This is a genomic window from Pseudomonas sp. Mb7 (assembly GCF_054790525.1).
On sequence record NZ_CP186501.1, the window covers coordinates 613,901 to 632,069 of the forward strand.

General features: G+C 59.2%; 22 protein-coding genes. 11 read left to right on the plus strand and 11 right to left on the minus strand.

Features of this window, described 5'->3' with window-relative positions; all coding sequences use genetic code 11:
• Nucleotides 1–69 precede the first annotated feature (69 nt).
• Nucleotides 70–714, minus strand: a complete 645-nt coding sequence (locus ACOYXH_RS02785; protein WP_180699753.1) for a glutathione binding-like protein — start codon at nucleotides 712–714, stop codon at nucleotides 70–72.
• Between the two features lie 146 nt (nucleotides 715–860).
• Between ACOYXH_RS02785 and ACOYXH_RS02790 the strand changes: the two genes are divergently transcribed.
• On the plus strand, nucleotides 861–1,418 hold the full coding sequence (locus ACOYXH_RS02790) for a cysteine hydrolase family protein (RefSeq protein WP_095049311.1): 558 nt from the start codon (nucleotides 861–863) through the stop codon (nucleotides 1,416–1,418).
• Between the two features lie 271 nt (nucleotides 1,419–1,689).
• Here ACOYXH_RS02790 and ACOYXH_RS02795 read toward each other — a convergent pair whose 3' ends face one another.
• From ACOYXH_RS02795 to ACOYXH_RS02810, 4 genes are all read right to left on the minus strand, one after another.
• Nucleotides 1,690–1,893, minus strand: a complete 204-nt coding sequence (locus ACOYXH_RS02795) for an SEC-C metal-binding domain-containing protein (RefSeq protein WP_034154967.1) — start codon at nucleotides 1,891–1,893, stop codon at nucleotides 1,690–1,692.
• On the minus strand, nucleotides 1,890–2,384 hold the full coding sequence (locus tag ACOYXH_RS02800) for an LEA/WHy family protein (RefSeq protein WP_095049120.1): 495 nt from the start codon (nucleotides 2,382–2,384) through the stop codon (nucleotides 1,890–1,892). Before ACOYXH_RS02800 ends, ACOYXH_RS02795 begins: the two co-directional genes overlap by 4 nt.
• Before the next feature lie 115 nt (nucleotides 2,385–2,499).
• The gene (locus ACOYXH_RS02805; RefSeq protein WP_095049121.1) at nucleotides 2,500–2,976 is read right to left on the minus strand and encodes a YchJ family protein; all 477 of its coding nucleotides are present in this window, start codon (nucleotides 2,974–2,976) and stop codon (nucleotides 2,500–2,502) included.
• A 4-nt stretch (nucleotides 2,977–2,980) separates the two neighbouring features.
• Nucleotides 2,981–3,478, minus strand: coding sequence for a DUF6231 family protein (locus ACOYXH_RS02810; RefSeq protein WP_095049122.1), 498 nt, complete (start codon nucleotides 3,476–3,478; stop codon nucleotides 2,981–2,983).
• 199 nt (nucleotides 3,479–3,677) lie between these two features.
• Here ACOYXH_RS02810 and ACOYXH_RS02815 point away from each other — a divergent pair, with 199 nt between their 5' ends.
• The 4 genes from ACOYXH_RS02815 to ACOYXH_RS02830 all read left to right on the plus strand — a co-directional run bounded on the left by ACOYXH_RS02815 (nucleotide 3,678) and on the right by ACOYXH_RS02830 (nucleotide 6,383).
• A complete protein-coding gene (locus ACOYXH_RS02815; RefSeq protein ID WP_007918596.1) occupies nucleotides 3,678–4,373 on the plus strand; it encodes an OmpA family protein in 696 nt (231 codons plus the stop codon).
• A gap of 91 nt (nucleotides 4,374–4,464) precedes the next feature.
• Nucleotides 4,465–5,187, plus strand: coding sequence for an OmpA family protein (locus ACOYXH_RS02820; RefSeq protein WP_095049123.1), 723 nt, complete (start codon nucleotides 4,465–4,467; stop codon nucleotides 5,185–5,187).
• Nucleotides 5,188–5,350: 163 nt separating this feature from the next.
• Complete coding sequence (locus ACOYXH_RS02825; protein WP_095049124.1) at nucleotides 5,351–5,632, plus strand: DUF1145 domain-containing protein; 282 nt, start codon at nucleotides 5,351–5,353, stop codon at nucleotides 5,630–5,632.
• Nucleotides 5,625–6,383 (plus strand): hypothetical protein, encoded by a 759-nt coding sequence (locus ACOYXH_RS02830; protein WP_095119206.1) that lies wholly within the window; start codon nucleotides 5,625–5,627, stop codon nucleotides 6,381–6,383. The genes ACOYXH_RS02825 and ACOYXH_RS02830 overlap by 8 nt, the downstream gene beginning before the upstream one ends.
• Nucleotides 6,384–6,490: 107 nt before the next feature.
• Here ACOYXH_RS02830 and ACOYXH_RS02835 read toward each other — a convergent pair whose 3' ends face one another.
• Nucleotides 6,491–6,949 carry a CopD family protein gene (locus ACOYXH_RS02835; protein ID WP_095049126.1) on the minus strand — a complete coding sequence of 153 codons (459 nt, stop codon included), beginning with the start codon at nucleotides 6,947–6,949 and terminating at the stop codon, nucleotides 6,491–6,493.
• A 99-nt stretch (nucleotides 6,950–7,048) separates the two neighbouring features.
• On the opposite strand from ACOYXH_RS02835, the gene dinG reads away from it, so the two are divergent.
• The 5 genes from dinG (at nucleotide 7,049) to pdxH (ending at nucleotide 14,998) form a co-directional block, all read left to right on the plus strand.
• Complete coding sequence (gene dinG, locus ACOYXH_RS02840) at nucleotides 7,049–9,193, plus strand: ATP-dependent DNA helicase DinG (RefSeq protein ID WP_007918588.1); 2,145 nt, start codon at nucleotides 7,049–7,051, stop codon at nucleotides 9,191–9,193.
• Between the two features lie 95 nt (nucleotides 9,194–9,288).
• On the plus strand, nucleotides 9,289–11,769 hold the full coding sequence (locus ACOYXH_RS02845; RefSeq protein WP_258709356.1) for a beta-galactosidase: 2,481 nt from the start codon (nucleotides 9,289–9,291) through the stop codon (nucleotides 11,767–11,769).
• A gap of 191 nt (nucleotides 11,770–11,960) precedes the next feature.
• A complete protein-coding gene (locus ACOYXH_RS02850; RefSeq protein ID WP_220558235.1) occupies nucleotides 11,961–13,106 on the plus strand; it encodes a serine hydrolase domain-containing protein in 1,146 nt (381 codons plus the stop codon).
• Nucleotides 13,107–13,219: 113 nt separating this feature from the next.
• Nucleotides 13,220–14,326 carry an OmpA family protein gene (locus tag ACOYXH_RS02855; RefSeq protein WP_258709357.1) on the plus strand — a complete coding sequence of 369 codons (1,107 nt, stop codon included), beginning with the start codon at nucleotides 13,220–13,222 and terminating at the stop codon, nucleotides 14,324–14,326.
• Between the two features lie 24 nt (nucleotides 14,327–14,350).
• A complete protein-coding gene (pdxH, locus tag ACOYXH_RS02860; RefSeq protein WP_258709358.1) occupies nucleotides 14,351–14,998 on the plus strand; it encodes a pyridoxamine 5'-phosphate oxidase in 648 nt (215 codons plus the stop codon).
• 5 nt (nucleotides 14,999–15,003) lie between these two features.
• On the opposite strand, the gene ACOYXH_RS02865 is transcribed toward pdxH, so the two are convergent.
• Nucleotides 15,004–15,240 (minus strand): hypothetical protein, encoded by a 237-nt coding sequence (locus ACOYXH_RS02865; RefSeq protein WP_150692034.1) that lies wholly within the window; start codon nucleotides 15,238–15,240, stop codon nucleotides 15,004–15,006.
• Between the two features lie 180 nt (nucleotides 15,241–15,420).
• On the opposite strand from ACOYXH_RS02865, the gene ACOYXH_RS02870 reads away from it, so the two are divergent.
• Nucleotides 15,421–15,885 (plus strand): outer membrane lipoprotein, encoded by a 465-nt coding sequence (locus ACOYXH_RS02870; RefSeq protein ID WP_007918566.1) that lies wholly within the window; start codon nucleotides 15,421–15,423, stop codon nucleotides 15,883–15,885.
• A 76-nt stretch (nucleotides 15,886–15,961) separates the two neighbouring features.
• On the opposite strand, the gene ACOYXH_RS02875 is transcribed toward ACOYXH_RS02870, so the two are convergent.
• Genes ACOYXH_RS02875 through ACOYXH_RS02890 form a run of 4 tightly spaced genes read right to left on the minus strand, consistent with a single transcriptional unit; the run spans nucleotide 15,962 to nucleotide 18,018 of the window.
• A complete protein-coding gene (locus ACOYXH_RS02875; protein ID WP_095049131.1) occupies nucleotides 15,962–16,213 on the minus strand; it encodes a pyocin S6 family toxin immunity protein in 252 nt (83 codons plus the stop codon).
• 27 nt (nucleotides 16,214–16,240) lie between these two features.
• Nucleotides 16,241–16,486 (minus strand): colicin E3-like toxin immunity protein, encoded by a 246-nt coding sequence (locus tag ACOYXH_RS02880; protein ID WP_034154981.1) that lies wholly within the window; start codon nucleotides 16,484–16,486, stop codon nucleotides 16,241–16,243.
• A 55-nt stretch (nucleotides 16,487–16,541) separates the two neighbouring features.
• Nucleotides 16,542–16,796 carry a colicin E3-like toxin immunity protein gene (locus ACOYXH_RS02885; RefSeq protein ID WP_095049132.1) on the minus strand — a complete coding sequence of 85 codons (255 nt, stop codon included), beginning with the start codon at nucleotides 16,794–16,796 and terminating at the stop codon, nucleotides 16,542–16,544.
• Between the two features lie 7 nt (nucleotides 16,797–16,803).
• Nucleotides 16,804–18,018 carry an S-type pyocin domain-containing protein gene (locus tag ACOYXH_RS02890; protein ID WP_258709359.1) on the minus strand — a complete coding sequence of 405 codons (1,215 nt, stop codon included), beginning with the start codon at nucleotides 18,016–18,018 and terminating at the stop codon, nucleotides 16,804–16,806.
• Nucleotides 18,019–18,169 lie beyond the last annotated feature (151 nt).

The following is an 18,169-nucleotide window of genomic DNA, read 5'->3' on the forward strand; positions in this document are numbered from 1 at the left end:
CGGCAGCTCCCACATAAGCATGCATTCCCCTGTAGGAGCTGCCGAAGGCTGCGATCTCTTGCCGTTCAATCAAGCCTTCGGTGGATTGATTTTCTGCACCAGCGCGTAGGCCTTCACGGTCGCCGGGCGATCCTTGATGTGGTTGAACCAGCGCTGCACATGCGGGAAGTCTTCGAGGTTCTGGCTCTGCCATTTGTGCGAGACGATCCACGGGTAGATCGCCATGTCGGCAATGCTGTATTCGCTGCCGGCGACGAATTCGTTATCAGCCAGTTGCTTGTTCAATACGCCATACAACCGCGCGGTCTCGTCGATGTAGCGCTTGATCGCGTAGGGGATTTTCTCCGGGGCGAACTGGCTGAAGTGGTGATTCTGCCCGGCCATCGGCCCCAGTCCGCCCATTTGCCAGAACAGCCATTGCAGCGCCGTTTGCCGACCGCGCAGGTCTTGGGGCAGAAACTTCCCGGTCTTCTCCGCCAGATACAAAAGAATCGCCCCGGATTCGAACAGCGACAACGGTTCGCCGCCATCGGCCGGTTCATGATCGACGATGGCCGGGATGCGGTTGTTCGGGGCGATTTTCAGAAAGTGCGGCTGAAACTGCTCACCCTGGCTGATGTTGATCGGGTGCACGTTGTACGGCAGGCCGGCTTCTTCGAGGAACAGAGAGATCTTGTGGCCGTTGGGGGTGGTCCAGTAATACAGGTCGATCATGGAGAACTCCAAAGCAGAAATGGACTTGCGTGCGGACAGCAAACGCCGGCGTCAGGTCGTCCCGTGTGCGTTCGATAGCTTGCTTAGCAGGAAGAGGTGATGCTGAACTGCGCAGAATTCAATGACTCTGCATGAGAAAAATCGCCATGGAGCTTCAGGCCAACGCTGCACTGATCATCATCGACCAGCAAAAAGGCATCCTGCAGCCGCGTTTGGGTCGAAGGAATAATCTTCAGGCGGAAGAGCGAATCCTTGATCTGCTGGGGCTGTGGCGGCGTAGCACAAGGCCGGTGATTCATGTGCAACATCTGTCCCGTGAGCCGGAATCGGTGTTTTGGCCGGAGCAGGAAGGGGTGGAGTTTCAGGAGAGGTTTTTGCCGCAGGACGGCGAATGGCTGATTCAGAAACAGGTGCCGGATGCGTTTTGTGCCACGGGATTAGAGGCGCGGTTGCGCGAGGCGGGGATCGGGCAATTGGTTATCGTCGGCGTGGCGACGAACAACTCAGTGGAGTCAACGGCGCGTACGGCGGGCAATCTTGGCTTTGCTGCGTGGGTAGCGGAGGATGCCTGTTTCACCTTCGACAAGGCTGATTATTTCGGCACATTGCGTACGGCTGAAGAGGTGCACGGGATGTCGCTGGGGAATTTGCAGGGGGAGTATGCGACGGTAGTCAGTTCTGCACAGATTCTGGTGGCCGGCTGAAAAACTTCACCGTATGTGCCGGCCCCTTCGCGAGCAGGCACGCTCCTACAGGGGATTGCATTGCAACTGAAGAAACCCGCTCACCTGTAGGAGTGAGCCTGCTCGCGATAACGGTCTGTCAGACGCCAACGATGTTGCATGTGCCGGCCTCATCGCGAGCAGGCTCGCTCCTACAGGGATTGCATTCCAACTGGAGGAACTCGAATGACTGTGGGAGCGAGCTTGCTCGCGAAGGCGGCAGGTCAGGCGAAGAGGCTCTTCGCCCCGGGCATCACGCGCCGTGGCACTTCTTGAATTTCTTGCCGTTGCCGCATGGGCACGGGTCGTTGCGGCCGACGTCTTTCAGGGCGTTGCGCACCGGTTCCTGGTGGGCGTGGCCGCAGTTCGGGCCGTGAACGTGGCCGTGGTCATGTTCGTGATGATGGTCATGATCGTGGTTGCAGTCAGGGCCATGGACATGAGGTTGCTGGGTCATCGGTGTTGCTCCGGAATTAAATCGGCGGGGATTATCACGCCATTGCGCTCAAGGTGCACGTAGTGGGCGATGAATAAACCGGTTTCCATCTCACCCTGCAAGCGATAGGGAATCTGTTGATTCGAGCTTTTCAGCATTTTCACCACATCTTTTACCCGGGGCCACAGGTTCGTGCGGATCGGCACTTTGAAGTAAGCACTGCGTTTTGGTCCGACCGTAAACCAGTGTTCATGCTCACCCTCGGCCAGCAGTATGTCGGCCAGATGAATACGGTATTCGAGGCCGCGCACGGTCAGGTCGCTATCGTTGGGGTTATCGACGCGAAAGTGCAGGATGAATTTCTGTTCGAGCAGTTTGGCGCGCACCACTTCAACTTTCACCAGATGCACGGCGGGGTCGACGCTGTCATCGTTGAACCACGATGCGCAACCGCCGAGGTTCAGGATCAGCATCAAAAACAGAAAATGTAGTGTGCGCCAGCGACCGAGCATGGTTTTACTCCCTTTGCTGGCAGTCTAGCCGCTAAAAGATCGCAGCCTTCGGCAGCGCCTACAGGGGAAACGAAAATCCTGTGTAGGCGCTGCCGCAGGCTGCGATCTTTTGATCTTAAGCGCCGAAATATCCCGCACAGCACTTCTTGAACTTCTGCCCACTGGCGCACGGGCAACTGTCATTGCGCCCCAGCTTCAACTGCACCGTCGGATCAATGAAGTACCAGTGCCCGGCGTTCTGCACGAACGACGAACGCTCGCGATGGCTATGCTCGCCCTGACCGTCATGCCAGCGCGCGGTGAAGGTGACGAAAGCGTGTTCCGGCTGACCGCCGAAGACTTCCGAGCTCTCGACTTCAAGGCCGAGCCAGGTGCTCTGCGCACTCCAGTCGGTGATCGATTGGCGATTGAGGCCCGCTTGCTGGGCGGGCAGGGTGGTCGCCACCAGATAGTCGATCAGCCCCAGCACATAGGCGCTGTAGCGCGAACGCATCAGCGCTTCGGCGCACGGTGCCGGATGGCCGTCGTGATAATGGCCGCAGCAGGCCTCCAGCAGATTGCCGCTGCCGCACGGGCAAATGGCTGTACTCATTGCATTACCACCAGTATTTCCCGAAGTTTTCCGGATTGGCCCAGAACCGTGAGTTGAGCCAGTCGGGGACTTGTTTGTATTCAAGCAGATCATAGGTGAACAGGGTCAGCACTTGATCGTCGCGTTGAAAACATTCACTGGCTTGCAGCGCCAGTGAATAGAAGTCGGTTTCCTGCCAGCCGCTGGCCGCCAGATCCGCCAGCACGGCGATGCGGCTAGCGTTGAGATTGCGAATCCCGCCCAACAAGTTGAGGCCATCGCGTTTGGGCAAATGTTCCAGGCAATCGACCACCAGCGCCAGATCGAAACGCTGTGCCGCCAGTTCAGCAGGCAACGCCCCCGGCGCGGCGTGGGCCACGACGGTGTCTGGATGTGCCTCTTTAAAGACGCTCAGGGCTGGAAATTCGCTGGCGCCGATCAGCAACAGCCGCGCCGGGGCGTAGCGATCCAGCAAAACGGCCAATGCCTGTTGCGGCGTACGGGAAGAAATGGCGACGTTCATCGAAGCTCCTCAATCAGACCGCCAAGACTAGCCTGCCTGACGGTGGCGGCAAAGCGCCCTGTTCCGCCCGTTTCGGGTAAATGTGCCGAAGTCCTGTGAACAGGCTCGCAAACAGCGGTGGCCTATTGCTGGCGGAGATTAAAACTCCGGTCTTTACTCCCTGAATCGGTTCTAAGCCGATCCCTCAGGAGAAAACCAGATGAGCATAGTTCGGACAGCGTTACCTTTGATTCTGCTAACCAGTGTGTTGACTGGTTGCGCAGGTTTGCAGAAAACCGACTGGCCGACCTGTGCGGCGGTCGGTGGTGTCGTCGGTGCCGGTCTCGGCGCAACCGAAAGTTCGGCATGGGCCGGCTACGGTGCGTTGCTGGTCGGTGGCACGGCAGCGGCCTATTGCTGGGTTCACGGCGATGGCGACGAAGACGGCGATGGCGTGCCGGACAGTCGCGACAAGTGCCCGGGCACGCCTAAAGGCGTACAGGTCGATGCTGACGGTTGCCCTCCACCAGCGCCTGCACCCGTGGTCGAAGAAGCTGTAGTGGTCAAGGAAGAAACCATTGTTATCCGTGATGTGCACTTCCAGTTCGACAAAGCCACGCTGACCGGCCCTGACAAGCAAGTGCTCGACAAGGTCGCCACCCGCCTGAAACAGGAATCCTCGACGGCGCAACTGACCGTGACCGGGCATACCGACAGCGTGGGCAGCGATGCCTACAACAAAAAACTGTCGGATCGTCGTGCGCACTCGGTGGTGGATTACCTGATCCAGCAAGGTGTGCCACGCGCCAGCTTCGTTTCGGTGTCCGGTCTGGGTGAAAGCCAGCCTGTTGCCGACAACAAAACCGCTGACGGTCGCGCGCAAAACCGTCGTACCGAAATCAAAATCCAGCGTTAAGCCCCTCTCGCATCCGCGGCTTGTGCAGTCGCGGATGCGGGTCTTTACTCCTGTGTAACCGGTATGGGCCGGTGACACAGGAGCTTTCACAATGACTGTTTTCTCAAGGTCCGTCTTGCCGGTGCTGCTGCTAGGCAGTTTGCTCACCGGTTGCGCCACCCACAGCGATGGCACTGCACCCCTCAATCAACGTACGTGGCCGATCTGCAGCGTTATCGGCGGACTGGTCGGTGGCGGCCTCGGCGCTATCGAAAGCGCTGGCTGGGCCGGTGGCGGCGCAGCGCTGGGGATTCTTACCGGCGGACTGATCTGTTATGCCCAGGACGGCGATGAAGACGGCGACGGTGTATTTGACCGCCGCGACCGTTGCCCGGACACTCCGGAAAACACCCCGGTCGATCACCGTGGTTGCCCGCTGCCACAGTACCCGGTCACGGAAAAAGTGCCGGAGCCTGCACCGCAAACTGAGGTCATTACCTTGAGCGATGCCGGCAACGTGCTGTTCGATTTCGACAAATCCGACCTGACCCCGGCGGCGAAAGCCCAGCTCGATACGCTGATGGACAAACTGCGCAGTGCCGATGTGGTGAGCATCAAGGTCATAGGTCACACCGACAGCAAAGGGTCGGATGCGTACAACCAGGCATTGTCGGAACGGCGTGCGAGCAGTGTCGCCGCGTATTTGCTGAGCCAGGGCTTGGCGCCGAACAAACTCACCAGTGAAGGTCGCGGTGAAAGCGAGCCGGTTGCCGATAACGCCACCGATGAAGGTCGTGCGCAGAACCGGCGTGTGGAGTTGCACATCAACCGTTAGGAAGCGTCTGTAGGGCGCAGGCTAGAGCTGCCGGGCGACGATTAGCGTCGTTTCGGCAGCCATTTGGCAGACGATCGAAGTTTTTTCATTTTCCCCTCTGGCTTATCCCCCGCAGAAGCCGTTACTGTGCGCCCAAAGAATAATTCGCAACACGGGGGAGCGTATGAAAGTGTTCTGGGGGCTGGGGCGATTGTTGACCCTGCTGTTCTGCTGCGTGGTGCTGGCCAACCAGTTGGTGCCGTTCGTACATCCGTTGCATCTGCTGGTCAATCTGGCCGGCGGTCTGTTGTTGCTGATTCATTTATTCGAAGTGCTGCTGTGCAATCGCAGCCTCAAAGGTCGCCCGCACCCTTGGCGTGACCGTGGCCGCATCCTGCTGTTCGGCGTATTTCACCTGCAAACCATCCCGGCCCCGGCCGCTCCGGAGGCTTCTTCCCATGCGTAAACTCTGCTTGCTCGCTGCATTCATCAGCCCATTGGCCTGTGCCCAGGTGGTCAGTGTCGAAACCAATTCGCTGATGCGTTTGCCCAATACCACCAGCACCTTGCAGCTCGAACGTCTGGACGTGGCCGATTACGGCACCTTGCTGATTCCCGCCAACGTGACCGAATTGACCGTGGGCGAGTTGCGTCTCGGTCATGAAGCGCGCATTGCAATCGTTCCAGCTGAACAGGCGCTGGAATTGAAAGTGGCCCGCGCCGAACTGAGCGAAGGCAGTCAGATCACTGCGCGCGGGGCGCCGGGGACTTATGAAAAAGCTGCCCGTGCGGGGCGCAATCTGAATCTGCAATTCAAGGCGTTGAACGCGCCGCAGCTATTGGTCGATGCCCGTGGCGGCACCGGCGCACCGGGCTTTGTCGGCCTCGATGGCGGTAACGGCGAAGACCCAGGCTGCACTTATGGCGCGGCCGGGCACGGTTTTGATGGCAGTAACGGCAGCGATGGCCAACCGGGCGCACCGGGTGCGTTGGTGCGGCTGGAAGTGCCTCGCGAGTTTCCGGCGGAGTTGATCAAGGTCAATGTGGCAGGTGGCAACGGTGGCCCGGCGGGTGTTGGCGGCAAAGCAGGGAAGGGCGGCAAGTCCAAGGGGTGCTTGGTGTATCGCGCCGATGGTGGCAAGAACGGCAAGGCCGGGGCGGATGGCCAGCCTGGGCCAGTGGGGGCGGCGGGGGCGGTGACTGTGCAGCGCTTGTAAGATCACTGATTGTTCCCACGCTCCGCGTGGGAACACAGCCCGTGACGCTCCGCGTCACTGGACGCAGAGCGTCCCTTGCGGCATTCCCACGCAGAGCGTGGGAACGATCACGGCCTCGCCGCCGCAATCGCCACCAACACCACCCCCACAATCAGATTAAGCCCCACCACCCGGCGAATTCGCCCCAGCACCGCCGCACCCGCCGGCCAGTCCTTTGCATCAACCGCCGTGCGCAATTCCGGCAGCATCAACCCCTGAATGCGGATAAACAGCGCAGTCATCACCACGTACAAGCCCATCATCACCTGCACATACTTCGGCGCGGTCTCAAACCCGACCTGCTGCAAATGCAGCATGCCCACGCCGCTGATCGGCAACAGAATCACCGCGACCCAGACCCACCGAAAAAAACCTTGAAACACTTCCACCCACAAGGTCAGGCGGGCAGGGCCGTCTAGGGCCTTCACAGCCGCAGGGCGCAGGACCATCCAGGCGAAAAACATGCCGCCGACCCACACCAGGGCGGACAGCACATGCAGGGGGTAAACGAGGCTAAAAGGTGTCATTGGGGCACTCCGTTCTGCGCGGGATTAATTAGCGGGGTATGATAGCCGCCATCCGAAACCACTGAAAATTTATCCAGCGTTTTTTGCGCCCGACAATCCATGATCAGTACTGAACTCAAAACCACGATCCAGGGCGCCTATTCGCGTTTTCTAGAGGCCAAGAGCCTCAAACCGCGTTACGGCCAGCGCCTGATGATCGCTGAAATCGCCAAAGTCCTCGGGGATATCGACACCGACGACGAAGGCCGGCGCAGTGGCGACCCCGCGATTGTCGCGGTGGAAGCCGGTACCGGTACCGGCAAGACAGTGGCCTACAGCCTGGCCGCGATCCCCACCGCCAAACTGGCCGGCAAACGCCTGGTCATTGCCACCGCGACCGTCGCTCTGCAGGAGCAGATCGTCTACAAGGATTTGCCCGACCTGATGCGCAACAGCGGGCTGAATTTCAGCTTCGCCCTGGCCAAGGGCCGTGGCCGCTACATGTGCCTGTCCAAGCTCGACATGCTCTTGCAGGAAGGCCACGCGCAAACCGCCACTGCCCAGCTGTTCGAAGAAGAAGGCTTCAAGATCGAGGTCGATGAGGCCAGTCAAAAGCTGTTCACCAGCATGATCGAAAAGCTCGCCGGCAATAAGTGGGACGGCGACCGTGATAGCTGGCCGAATGCACTGGAAGATGCCGATTGGGCGCGCCTGACCACCGATCACAGCCAGTGTACCAACCGCCATTGCCCGAACTTCGGCCAGTGCGCCTTCTACAAGGCCCGCGAAGGTATGGGCAAGGTCGACGTGATCGTCACCAACCACGACATGGTCCTGGCTGACCTTGCACTGGGCGGCGGCGCGGTGTTGCCGGATCCGCGCGACACCATTTACGTGTTCGACGAAGGCCATCACCTGCCGGACAAGGCCATCGGCCACTTCGCCCATTACACGCGCCTGCGTTCCACCGCCGACTGGCTGGAAACCACCGCGAAGAACCTGACCAAACTGCTGGCCCAGCATCCGCTGCCAGGCGATCTTGGCAAATTGATCGAACAAGTTCCGGAACTGGCGCGTGAGATCAAGGCTCAGCAACAGTTCATGTTCAGCGCCTGCGAGCAGGTCGCCGATTTCAAACCCGGCGAAGACGTCGAGGGTCGCGAGCGGCCACGGCATCGCTTCGTCGCCGGGGTGATTCCCGAGCACATGCGCGAAATGGGCATCGAGCTGAAAAAAGGCTTTGCTCGTCTCAATGATCTGTTCACCCGTCTGACCGACCTGCTCAAGGAAGGCATGGACGGCGAGGTCAACATCGGCATCGCCAGCAATCAGGCTGAGGAATGGTATCCGCTGTTCGGCAGCCTGTTGTCGCGTGCCTCCGGCAACTGGGAGCTGTGGACTGCGTTCACCGCCGAAGACCCGGAAGACAGCCCGCCGATGGCGCGCTGGCTGACTCTGGCCGAAAGCGGTTCGCTGTTCGATATCGAGGTCAATGCCAGCCCGATCCTGGCGGCAGAAACCTTGCGCCGCAGCTTGTGGAACGTGGCTTACGGCTGTCTGGTGACCTCGGCGACCCTCACGGCGCTGGGCACTTTCGACCGCTTCCGCATGCGCGCCGGCCTGCCGAAAAAGGCCGTCACGGCTGTGGTGCCGAGCCCGTTCCATCACGCCGACGCCGGTGTGTTGCGGGTGCCGGACCTGAAAGCCGATCCACGCGATGCCGCCGCACACACGGCAGCGATCATCCGTGAGTTGCCCGATCTGGTCGAAGGCTCGCGCGGCACCCTGGTGTTGTTCTCCTCGCGCAAACAGATGCAGGACGTGTTCGACGGTCTCGACCGCGACTGGCGCAAGCAAGTGTTCATTCAAGGCAACCTGTCGAAACAGGAAACCCTGAACAAGCACAAGGCGCGGGTCGACGGCGGTGATTCCAGCGTGCTGTTCGGTCTAGCCAGTTTCGCCGAAGGGGTGGACTTGCCGGGTGCGTACTGTGAACACGTGGTAATCGCCAAGATCCCATTCTCGGTCCCGGACGATCCGGTCGAAGCGGCGTTGTCGGAATGGATCGAGGCCCGTGGCGGCAATCCGTTCATGGAAATCTCCGTGCCCGACGCTTCGCTGAAACTGGTTCAGGCCTGCGGGCGGCTGCTGCGCACCGAAGAAGACCGCGGCACCATCACTTTGCTCGATCGGCGTCTGGTCACCCAGCGCTACGGCAAGGCGATCCTCAATGCGTTGCCACCTTTCCGTCGTGAAATATCCTGAGACAACGGTGGGCAGTTTTGCCCGCTGTGTTGTCTATCTCTCTGCCATCGCTTTTCCATTGGCCATTGTTGGTCGTTAGGGAGAACTCCGTTCTTATGATCCGCCGTTCGTTGCCTGCCGTATTTGCCTTGATCTTCGCTGCCCCGTTGCTGGCAGCGCCCGCCGGTCAGCAGACCCTGTTCAACTTTGTCCGTCCTGCCGACGTGGTGAAAATCGCCACCGAAAACGCTGATCTGCCGCAAGCCAACGCCGAGCAAACGCCTGAGGGCGAAGTGCTGCGCCGGGTGACGTTCAACCCGGTGGCCCGCCCGACCTTGCGTCTGACGCCGCAGACCGGGGCTTGGGACTGGTCGCAGTCAGGCATGATGACTTTGCGTTTGCAGAGCGCAATGGACTGGGCGGTGACGGTCTATGTGCAAATCCAGAGCAACGACGGTCGCACCCTGGTCAGCCGCGTCGACCTGCCGGCCGGGCCTGCGCAGACCCTGTTGGTGCCGCTGGTGGCATCGTCACCGCTGAGTCTTGGCATGAAAGCCGGGCCACCCATGCCAATGACGGTCGATGGTCAGCGGATCCTGCTGGCCAGCAGCAGCGGGGAGATCGATCGCAGCCAAGTGGTTTCGGTGAGCTTGTCTTTGGATCAGCCGAAAGTCGCGCAGAGTTTGCTGCTGGAGCGTTTCGGTGTGCAGAACGGCGAATCGGTCACCCAGGCCGTTTACGGCAATCTGGTCGACGCCTACGGGCAATCGACGCGCAGCAAGTGGCCGGAAAAAATCAGCAACGACGAACAACTGAAATCTGCCGCCGCCAAGGAACAGCAACAGCTGAAAACCTGGCTGGCCGAGCGTGAAAAGTCTTCGCTGGACAAATTCGGCGGCTGGAACAAAGGCCCGGCGTTCAAGGCCAGCGGTTTCTTCCGTACTGAAAAGCGTGATGGCCGCTGGTATCTGGTCACGCCTGAAGGTCATCCGTTTTACTCGCTGGGCGTGAACACCGTCAGCCCCCAGGTCAACCAAACCTACGTGGCTGGCCGTGAGTACATGTTTGAATCCCTGCCTAAACCTGAAGAACCGTTGGCCAAGCATTTTGGCGAGGGTGACAACCGTGGCGGCAACGGTGTTGATCAGGGCCGGGGATACGGCAACGGGCGCTGGTACGACTTCTATGGCGCCAACCTGCAGCGCGTGTACGGTGAACCGTGCAAAGCCGACAGTGAGAGCAAGTCCGGAGTCGCCGAAGCGGCCAAGTCTGCCGCCGCTGAAACGGCCGCAGTGAACTCGGCTGAACCTGTCTCGGTGCCTGCGGAGCCGAAGTCCGGTGTCGCTGAGGCAGCCAAAACTGAAACCGTACAAGCGACGGCGGAAAAGGCTGCTGAGCCGTGTAAGGCCACCATTGATGAGCAACAGTGGGCCAGCCACACGCTCGATCGCCTGCAAGCCTGGGGCTTCAACACGGTTGGTAACTGGAGTGCCGATTCGCTAAGTGATGCCGAGCGTGTGCCTTACACCTTGCCGCTGTCGATCGTCGGTGACTACACCAGCATCAGCACCGGCAGCGACTGGTGGGGTGGTATGCCGGATCCGTTTGATCCGCGTTTCGCCATGGCCACCGAGCGCGCTGTCGCCATCGCCGCCCGCGATCACCGCGACGATCCGTGGCTGATCGGCTACTACGCCGACAACGAACTGGCGTGGGCCGGTCCCGGCGATGATCCGAAATCCCGCTACGCGCTGGCCTATGGCACCCTGAAAATGACCACCGACGTGCCAGCAAAGCGAGCGTTCCTCAAGCAATTGCGCGACAAGTATCGCAATCAGGCGGGGCTGTCGAAGGCGTGGGGCATTGATCTGCCGGCGTGGGAATTGATGGAAGACCCGGGTTTCGTGCCACCACTGCCGAACCCGGAACATCCGGAAATCGAGGCTGACTTCAAATATTTCCAGAAAGTCTTCGCCGACACTTACTTCAAAACTATCTCCGACTCGCTGAAATGGCACGCGCCGAACCAGTTGCTGCTTGGCGGTCGCTTCGCCATCAGCACCCCTGAAGCTGTAGCCTCCTGCGCGCAGTATTGCGACGTGTTGAGTTTCAACATGTACACGCTGAAACCGCAGGACGGTTATGACTTTGCCGCACTGGGCGCTTTGGACAAACCGGTAATGATCACCGAATTCAACTTTGGCTCAGCGGATCGTGGCCCGTTCTGGGGCGGCGTCACGCAACTGGCCAAGGAAGAAGATCGCGGCCCGGCCTACGCCAACTTCCTCAAACAAGCGCTGAGTGAACCGTCGATTGTTGGCGTGCATTGGTTCCAGTATCTGGACCAACCGGTAACCGGCCGTCTGCTTGATGGTGAGAATGGCCACTTCGGTCTGGTGGGAGTGACGGATCTGCCGTATCAGGGCTTCGTCGAGTCAGTGCGCAAGAGCAATCTGCAGGCCATTGATCAGCTTGGCAAAGAGGCCGAGAAAGCCGCCGCTGCGGCGGGGCATGAGGCTGAGGGCGGGCGCAAAGGCGAGGCCGGTAAAGGGCCGGGGGCAGGGCATGCCGGTGGGCATTCGGGGAATGGTCATTAACGTGTGATGCTTTAAAAAGATCGCAGCCTGCGGCAGCTCCTACAGAGGAATGCGATCTCATGTAGGAGCTGCCGCAGGCTGCGATCTTTTGACTTGGCTTTTAACCGTCTGGCCCGCAGCTGTTCCCAAATCCCTCTAGGGCTGGAACAATGCGGGCCACTTTGTAGAGCGTTTTCGCGGGGGAGTTGCGGGTGCAGATTCAGGGACATTACGAGCTTCAATTCGAAGCGGTGCGCGAAGCCTTTGCTGCACTGTTCGACGATCCCCAGGAACGCGGCGCAGCCCTGTGCATCAAGGTCGGTGGAGAAACCGTCCTCGACCTCTGGTCCGGTACCTCCGACAAGGATGGCGCCGAGGCCTGGCACAGCGACACCATCGCCAACCTGTTCTCCTGCACCAAAACCTTCACCGCCGTCACCGCCCTGCAACTGGTCGGTGAAGGCAAGCTGCAACTGGATGTTCCGGTCGCCCGCTACTGGCCGGAATTCGCCGCTGCCGGCAAAGAATCCATCACCCTGCGCCAATTGCTTTGCCATCAGGCCGGTCTGCCGGCGCTGCATGAGCTGCTGGCGCCGGAAGCCCTCTACGATTGGCAAACCATGGTCGACGCCCTCGCGGCTGAAACACCGTGGTGGACGCCGGGCACTGGTCACGGCTATGCCGCGATCACGTACGGCTGGCTGATCGGCGAATTGCTGCGCCGCGCTGACGGTCGCGGGCCTGGCGAATCCATCGTCGCCCGTGTCGCCAAGCCGTTGGGACTGGATTTCCACATCGGTCTGGCTGACGAAGAATTCCACCGGGTGGCGCATATCGCTCGCGGCAAGGGCAATACTGGTGATGCCGCCGCGCAACGCCTGCTGCAAGTGACCATGCGCGAACCGGCCGCCATGACCACTCGCGCTTTTACCAATCCGCCCTCGGTGCTCACCAGCACCAACAAACCGGAGTGGCGACGCATGCAGCAACCGGCGGCCAATGGCCACGGGAATGCGCGCAGTCTGGCCGGTTTCTACGCTGGTTTGCTCGACGGCAGCCTGCTCGAAAGCGACATGCTCGAAGAGCTGACCCGCGAACACAGCCTCGGCGAAGACAAGACTTTGTTGACCCAGACCCGTTTCGGTCTGGGCTGCATGCTTGATCAACCGGATGTGCCCAACGCCACTTACGGCCTCGGCCCACGTGCGTTCGGCCATCCGGGCGCGGGCGGTTCCATCGGTTTTGCTGACCCCGAGCATGATGTCGCGTTTGGTTTTGTGACAAATACCCTTGGGCCGTACGTCTTGATGGATCCCCGCGCGCAGAAGCTCGCGCGGGTGCTTGCCACTTGTCTGTAAAGTTTCATCCGAGGTCCCAGGGTCGGAACCTCAAGCGGTTTTTCGTTTCAAAACGGCTGTTTATCCGGGCGAAAGTGCTCTGATTTTTCATTACTTCATTTTGTGGATTTTCAATGTCATCTAAAAAGACCCTCGCCCTGGCCCTGTGTGTAGCGATCACCGGTTGTGCACAGACCCCGAAAAACGATGCGGACGGCGGTAGTTGGTGGCCGTTCGGTTCTTCCGACAAGGTCGCGGCCAAGGAGCCAGCTCCGGCCCCCGCCCCGCTGAAACCTGCGGCCTCCGCACCCGTGGCCAAGACTCAAAGCAGCAGCCCGTGGTACTGGCCGTTCGGTTCCGATGATGAAGCGGCCAAGGCCGATATGAAGGCTGAAGTCGCCCCGGAAGCGAAAAAAACGGTCACCGTGGCCAAAGCTGAAGCCGACGCGGGTGGCAAATGGTGGTGGCCGTTCGGCGGTAAGGATCAACCCACCACCAAAGCCGTGCCGATGCCGGATCCGAAAGTGACCCAGGCCTGGCTCGACGACTACGAACCGCGCCTGCGTGAAGCGGTCAAGGACAGCAATCTGCAACTCGAACGCCGTGAAAACGTGCTGGTCGTGACTGCACCGGTCGAAGGCTCGTTCAATCCGGATCGTCCCGCCATGCTGCTGCCGGTCACCCTCGGTCCGTTCACCCGAGTGGCGAAAATCCTCGAAGCCGACCCGAAAACTGCCGTGCTGGTCCTTGGCCACAGCGATTCCAGTGGTGCCGCGCCTGCCAACATCAAACTCAGCCAGGAACGTGCCCAGTCCATTGCGGCGATCTTCCGTCTCAGCGGCTTGCAGCGTGATCGCCTGATGCTGCGCGGCATGGGTTCGGAAGCGCCGCGTGCGGCCAACGACAGCGTTGAAGGTCGTGCCCTGAACCGTCGTGTCGAACTGCTGGTGACCCCGCAGAACACCATGGTTGCGCTGCTGAGCAAGTACAACATGCCAACGCCGAAGCCAGTGACCATGGTCGCCGCGCAAGACGTCAAGCCAGCCGCCAAACCGGTAACTCCAGCGCCTGCTGCGAAAAAAGCGGCTGTTCCGGCAACCAAGAAGGCTCCGGTGAAAAAAGCGGCTGCCAAGGCACCGGCCAAAAAAGCCCCAGCCAAAGCCCCAGCGAAAAAGACTGCGCCAGCCAAAGCCGCCGCGACCGACAAGAAAGTCGCCGCGACCGATGCCACCAAGAAGTGATCCGCTAACGAAAAGGAATGCGCCATGACCCAGGCTCTGGCAGATATGCGTCGTGATTACACCCGGGATGGTCTGACCGAGGCGCAAGCCCCGGCCGAGCCGTTTGCGTTGTTCCACCAGTGGTTCGCCGACGCGGTGAAAACCGAACAGGCGCCGGTGGAAGCCAACGCCATGACCCTGGCCACGGTCGACCAGGATGGGCGACCGCACTGTCGCATTCTGCTGCTCAAGGGCCTCGATGAGCAGGGGTTCACCTTCTTCACCAACTACGACAGCGCCAAGGGCCAGCACCTGGCGGCCAACCCGTTTGCCGCCATGACTTTTTTCTGGCCCACCCTCGAACGCCAGGTGCGCATCGAAGGGCGGGTGGTGAAGGTCACGCCCGCGGAGTCGGATGCGTATTATCAGGTGCGTCCGCTGGGCAGCCGTCTCGGTGCCTGGGCATCACCGCAGAGCCGGGTGATCAACGGGCGCGGTGAACTGGAAGATTTGCTCAAGGCCACCGAGCAGCGTTTCTCCGATACTCAGCCCGACTGCCCGCAACACTGGGGTGGTTACCGCTTGCTGCCTGAGCGCATCGAATTCTGGCAGGGCCGTCCGAGCCGTCTGCACGATCGCCTCAACTACCGTGTGCAGGGCGCCGACTGGATTCTTGAACGTCTGGCACCCTGAGCAGTCTACCGAGCGGGATAGCCTGCCGCAGCGGCCTCCAGCCACTTCGGCAGATCCCGGCGCTTGATCCTCTGCGCCTGAGCGTTCGCCAACTGTTCGAGCATGAAGGCGCGTTTGCCTTCATCCTTGCCCGCCAGCGACAACGCCAGATCGCGATCCATCCAGCGCTTGATCCGCACGTACAACCACCAATGGAAGTACAAACCGGCGACGGTGGTGACGACGATGATGAAGTAATCCATGAAAATCCTTGGTGTCCGTGGCGCAGAATCGGTAATTTGGCGCTACTGTAGGGGCTAAATCAGGGAGAGCGTGCAGGTGTCTGTACCGCGCCTGAATGAAAGCCAATTTATCCGGGCAGTGTCGTGACAGGCGTCAAGCCACGGAGTTTAATGACTATATGTTTCTTTGGAGTTGATGCTATGCGTAAGTCTGTTCTGCTGGTTGCTTCCTTTTCCACGATGGCGATGTTGCTTACCGGCTGCCAATCGAGCCTGACCGGTGACTCCTACTCCCGTGACGAAGCGCGTCGCGTGCAGACGATTCGCATGGGCACCATCGAATCCCTGCGCCCGGTGAAAATCGAAGGCACCAAAACCCCGATCGGCGGCCTCGCTGGTGCAGCGGTCGGCGGCGTTGGCGGCAGCGCCATCGGCGGCGGCAAGGGCAGCATCGTTGCCGCGGTTATCGGTGCGGTGGCGGGTGGTCTGATCGGTTCGGCCACGGAAGAAGGCCTGACTCGTACGCAAGGTGTGGAAATCACCGTGCGTGAAGACGACGGCAGCATGCGTGCTTATGTGCAGCAGGTGCAGGAGAATGAAGTGTTCCGCGTTGGCGAGCGCGTGCGCATCTCCACCGTTGGCGGGACCAGCCGCGTTTCGCACTAAGCGGAATTCAGGGTAAAGAAAACCCCGATCAGGTGACTGGTCGGGGTTTTTTGTTTTTTGCTTCCCAATTCGGTAGTCAGTAATCAGCACCGGTGCCCATGAAGAACTCCAAACCCTTCGGGAGGCTAACTTTGAGAAGAGTTTTCAGCGCAGTGACTTGATCTGTAGTCAATAACAGCTCCCCGGGTTCCAATTCATTCAGGGGCTTGGATTCAATGAGCTGTGCAACTTTTTCGTTCATCTCGCTATCTTTTATATGTAACTCGAATTGCAAAGAGTCATCTTGAGCGTCATCAGGGTAAAAGCCGGTTATCGAAAGGTAGCGCATTAAATTTCAATAGCCTGTTTGTCGGTATTAACTGTAGTCAAACGAAATTTGATAGTCGTTGGCACTCAGAATGATTTGATGTTGAAAGTATGGCTGAATGGTCGCAACCCACTTCTCGACGACGTTGAAGCTGCCATTATTGATGTTGCCCTCCACCGGAATGCCTAAGGCATTCAGTACTGATTCATCATCCCCCAGATCTTTTGACGACTCCTCGCCCTGCAATTGCAGGGTTGCTGTGTCGTACCACTCCAGTCTCAGTTCTAGTCCCATATCTCTTCCTCACAGATATCTTTTTTTGATATTTTTTCGGGTATTGAATGGGTATCTACCAGTTGTCGCGGTATACGAATGATATCTGATAGTCGTAAGACGAATATTGGATGAAGTGCTGGAAGTACGGTTGAAGAATCTTTAACCAATCGGATTTAACATCAAATCCGCCATTATTTATGTTTCTGGCAGGCGACAGGCCTAACGCTTCAATTAGTGAGCAGTCCTCACCAAAATCTTTCGACAGCTCCTCTCCTTCACCCAGTTCGGTTTGCTTGTCATACCATTCAAGCCTGGCCTTCAGTCCCATGTAATCCTCATAAATATTTTTTGATATTTCGTTTCTTTTTGGGCGGATCTATCTGTTCGCCAGTCCTATGATCGAAAGAGCCTAAATGGCTGCCATCGCTTGCGCGGTATGCTTCAAGTTCACCGTGCAGATAGTCCCATTCGTATATTATCCGGCCTTTCGCGTTGATCCAGCGATCCCGAAGCCCTCCGTTGTATGGTGTTTTCTTTTTTGCTCTTCTCAAATCAGGAAAGGCTGTTATATCCACCGTTTCAGGAGCTGGGTGATAGGTATGACCCTCTTCGGCGGTACCTTTCGCAGCGCTGACAACAATGTAAATCGGTTTTACTCCCGACCCCACCGGAAAAACCAGAATGAAATCCCGGTACTCCGGCGGATAAACCGGATTCACCAGAATCCCGTCCGCTGCTTTCGTCGGCGGATACACCCAGATATGCGGCGCTTGCGGTGCAGCCTCCAGCGCGGGGATGCCAAGGATGTCCGAGCCATCCACGGCAGGCGTCCAGATCAGTTCTACGCCTTCGCCCAAGTCAGCAATGAACCGGCTGTCACGCAACTTGAACTGCACGACATCAACCATTTCCCAATCGCGATTCTTGCCGGTGTAGAAACCGTAGCCCTTCAGGCTGCCGTCGGCCTGCTGTTCGACCCTCAGCCGAACACGCGTTCGCGCCTGTTCAAGTCCACGCAGTTGTTCGTCGGTATAGAGCGCACTGTCGCCAAGACTCGATGGCATGAACAGCGCAACCAAACCAACTAAAGGCGCAACAGCCGCGCTTGATACAGCAGCGGGCAGTGCTTCAAACACCGATCCCGCCAGAGCCAGACTGCCAAATCCGGCCGGAATAGCGGTTGCGCCGATTTTCTTGAGCGGAACTGCGCCGCTTTCATCGGCCTCACGCGCGCCCAGCAGAATCAGATCGCCGTAATCCTTCAGGCTGTCGGTCGGCACCATCCCCGAAGGACTCGAGTAATCGATAATCGCATCCGGCAATTTGCAGGACTTGGCGAATACGCAGCCGGCGCGAACGGGATCGGCTTTTTTGACCGCCACCTCACGACTGCGCTCGAAAGCCTCCTGCCGCGCCAGCATGGCGTCGTAAGCGTTTTGTCTGGCATCGCGCTCGGCCAGTTCAGTGGCCGTCATGTAGCGGTAGGTGACGTGATGCCCGTCGCCTTGCGGTGGGTTTTGAACCCGAGGAATGTCCTTGTTGCCAGCCACTGATCGTCCTTTCGTTCATCCATCGACAGCCCTTCGCAAAGGGCTGCGCAACGTTAACGAAGCAGGAAAATGGTGGCTGTAGGACGCGTCGCTAAAGACGTGAGGATTGTTCGCTGTGTAACGGGAACGCAGGAAGTTTGTGGCGAGGGTG

What these genes read in the sequence shown, in the direction of transcription:
- ACOYXH_RS02785 (WP_180699753.1), bottom strand. Translation starts at nt 714, where the DNA reads ATGATCGACCTGTATTACTGGACCACCCCCAACGGCCACAAGATCTCT.
- ACOYXH_RS02790 (WP_095049311.1), top strand. Translation starts at nt 861, where the DNA reads ATGGAGCTTCAGGCCAACGCTGCACTGATCATCATCGACCAGCAAAAA.
- ACOYXH_RS02795 (WP_034154967.1), bottom strand. Translation starts at nt 1,893, where the DNA reads ATGACCCAGCAACCTCATGTCCATGGCCCTGACTGCAACCACGATCAT.
- ACOYXH_RS02800 (WP_095049120.1), bottom strand. Translation starts at nt 2,384, where the DNA reads ATGCTCGGTCGCTGGCGCACACTACATTTTCTGTTTTTGATGCTGATC.
- ACOYXH_RS02805 (WP_095049121.1), bottom strand. Translation starts at nt 2,976, where the DNA reads ATGAGTACAGCCATTTGCCCGTGCGGCAGCGGCAATCTGCTGGAGGCC.
- ACOYXH_RS02810 (WP_095049122.1), bottom strand. Translation starts at nt 3,478, where the DNA reads ATGAACGTCGCCATTTCTTCCCGTACGCCGCAACAGGCATTGGCCGTT.
- ACOYXH_RS02815 (WP_007918596.1), top strand. Translation starts at nt 3,678, where the DNA reads ATGAGCATAGTTCGGACAGCGTTACCTTTGATTCTGCTAACCAGTGTG.
- ACOYXH_RS02820 (WP_095049123.1), top strand. Translation starts at nt 4,465, where the DNA reads ATGACTGTTTTCTCAAGGTCCGTCTTGCCGGTGCTGCTGCTAGGCAGT.
- ACOYXH_RS02825 (WP_095049124.1), top strand. Translation starts at nt 5,351, where the DNA reads ATGAAAGTGTTCTGGGGGCTGGGGCGATTGTTGACCCTGCTGTTCTGC.
- ACOYXH_RS02830 (WP_095119206.1), top strand. Translation starts at nt 5,625, where the DNA reads ATGCGTAAACTCTGCTTGCTCGCTGCATTCATCAGCCCATTGGCCTGT.
- ACOYXH_RS02835 (WP_095049126.1), bottom strand. Translation starts at nt 6,949, where the DNA reads ATGACACCTTTTAGCCTCGTTTACCCCCTGCATGTGCTGTCCGCCCTG.
- dinG (WP_007918588.1), top strand. Translation starts at nt 7,049, where the DNA reads ATGATCAGTACTGAACTCAAAACCACGATCCAGGGCGCCTATTCGCGT.
- ACOYXH_RS02845 (WP_258709356.1), top strand. Translation starts at nt 9,289, where the DNA reads ATGATCCGCCGTTCGTTGCCTGCCGTATTTGCCTTGATCTTCGCTGCC.
- ACOYXH_RS02855 (WP_258709357.1), top strand. Translation starts at nt 13,220, where the DNA reads ATGTCATCTAAAAAGACCCTCGCCCTGGCCCTGTGTGTAGCGATCACC.
- pdxH (WP_258709358.1), top strand. Translation starts at nt 14,351, where the DNA reads ATGACCCAGGCTCTGGCAGATATGCGTCGTGATTACACCCGGGATGGT.
- ACOYXH_RS02865 (WP_150692034.1), bottom strand. Translation starts at nt 15,240, where the DNA reads ATGGATTACTTCATCATCGTCGTCACCACCGTCGCCGGTTTGTACTTC.
- ACOYXH_RS02870 (WP_007918566.1), top strand. Translation starts at nt 15,421, where the DNA reads ATGCGTAAGTCTGTTCTGCTGGTTGCTTCCTTTTCCACGATGGCGATG.
- ACOYXH_RS02875 (WP_095049131.1), bottom strand. Translation starts at nt 16,213, where the DNA reads ATGCGCTACCTTTCGATAACCGGCTTTTACCCTGATGACGCTCAAGAT.
- ACOYXH_RS02880 (WP_034154981.1), bottom strand. Translation starts at nt 16,486, where the DNA reads ATGGGACTAGAACTGAGACTGGAGTGGTACGACACAGCAACCCTGCAA.
- ACOYXH_RS02885 (WP_095049132.1), bottom strand. Translation starts at nt 16,796, where the DNA reads ATGGGACTGAAGGCCAGGCTTGAATGGTATGACAAGCAAACCGAACTG.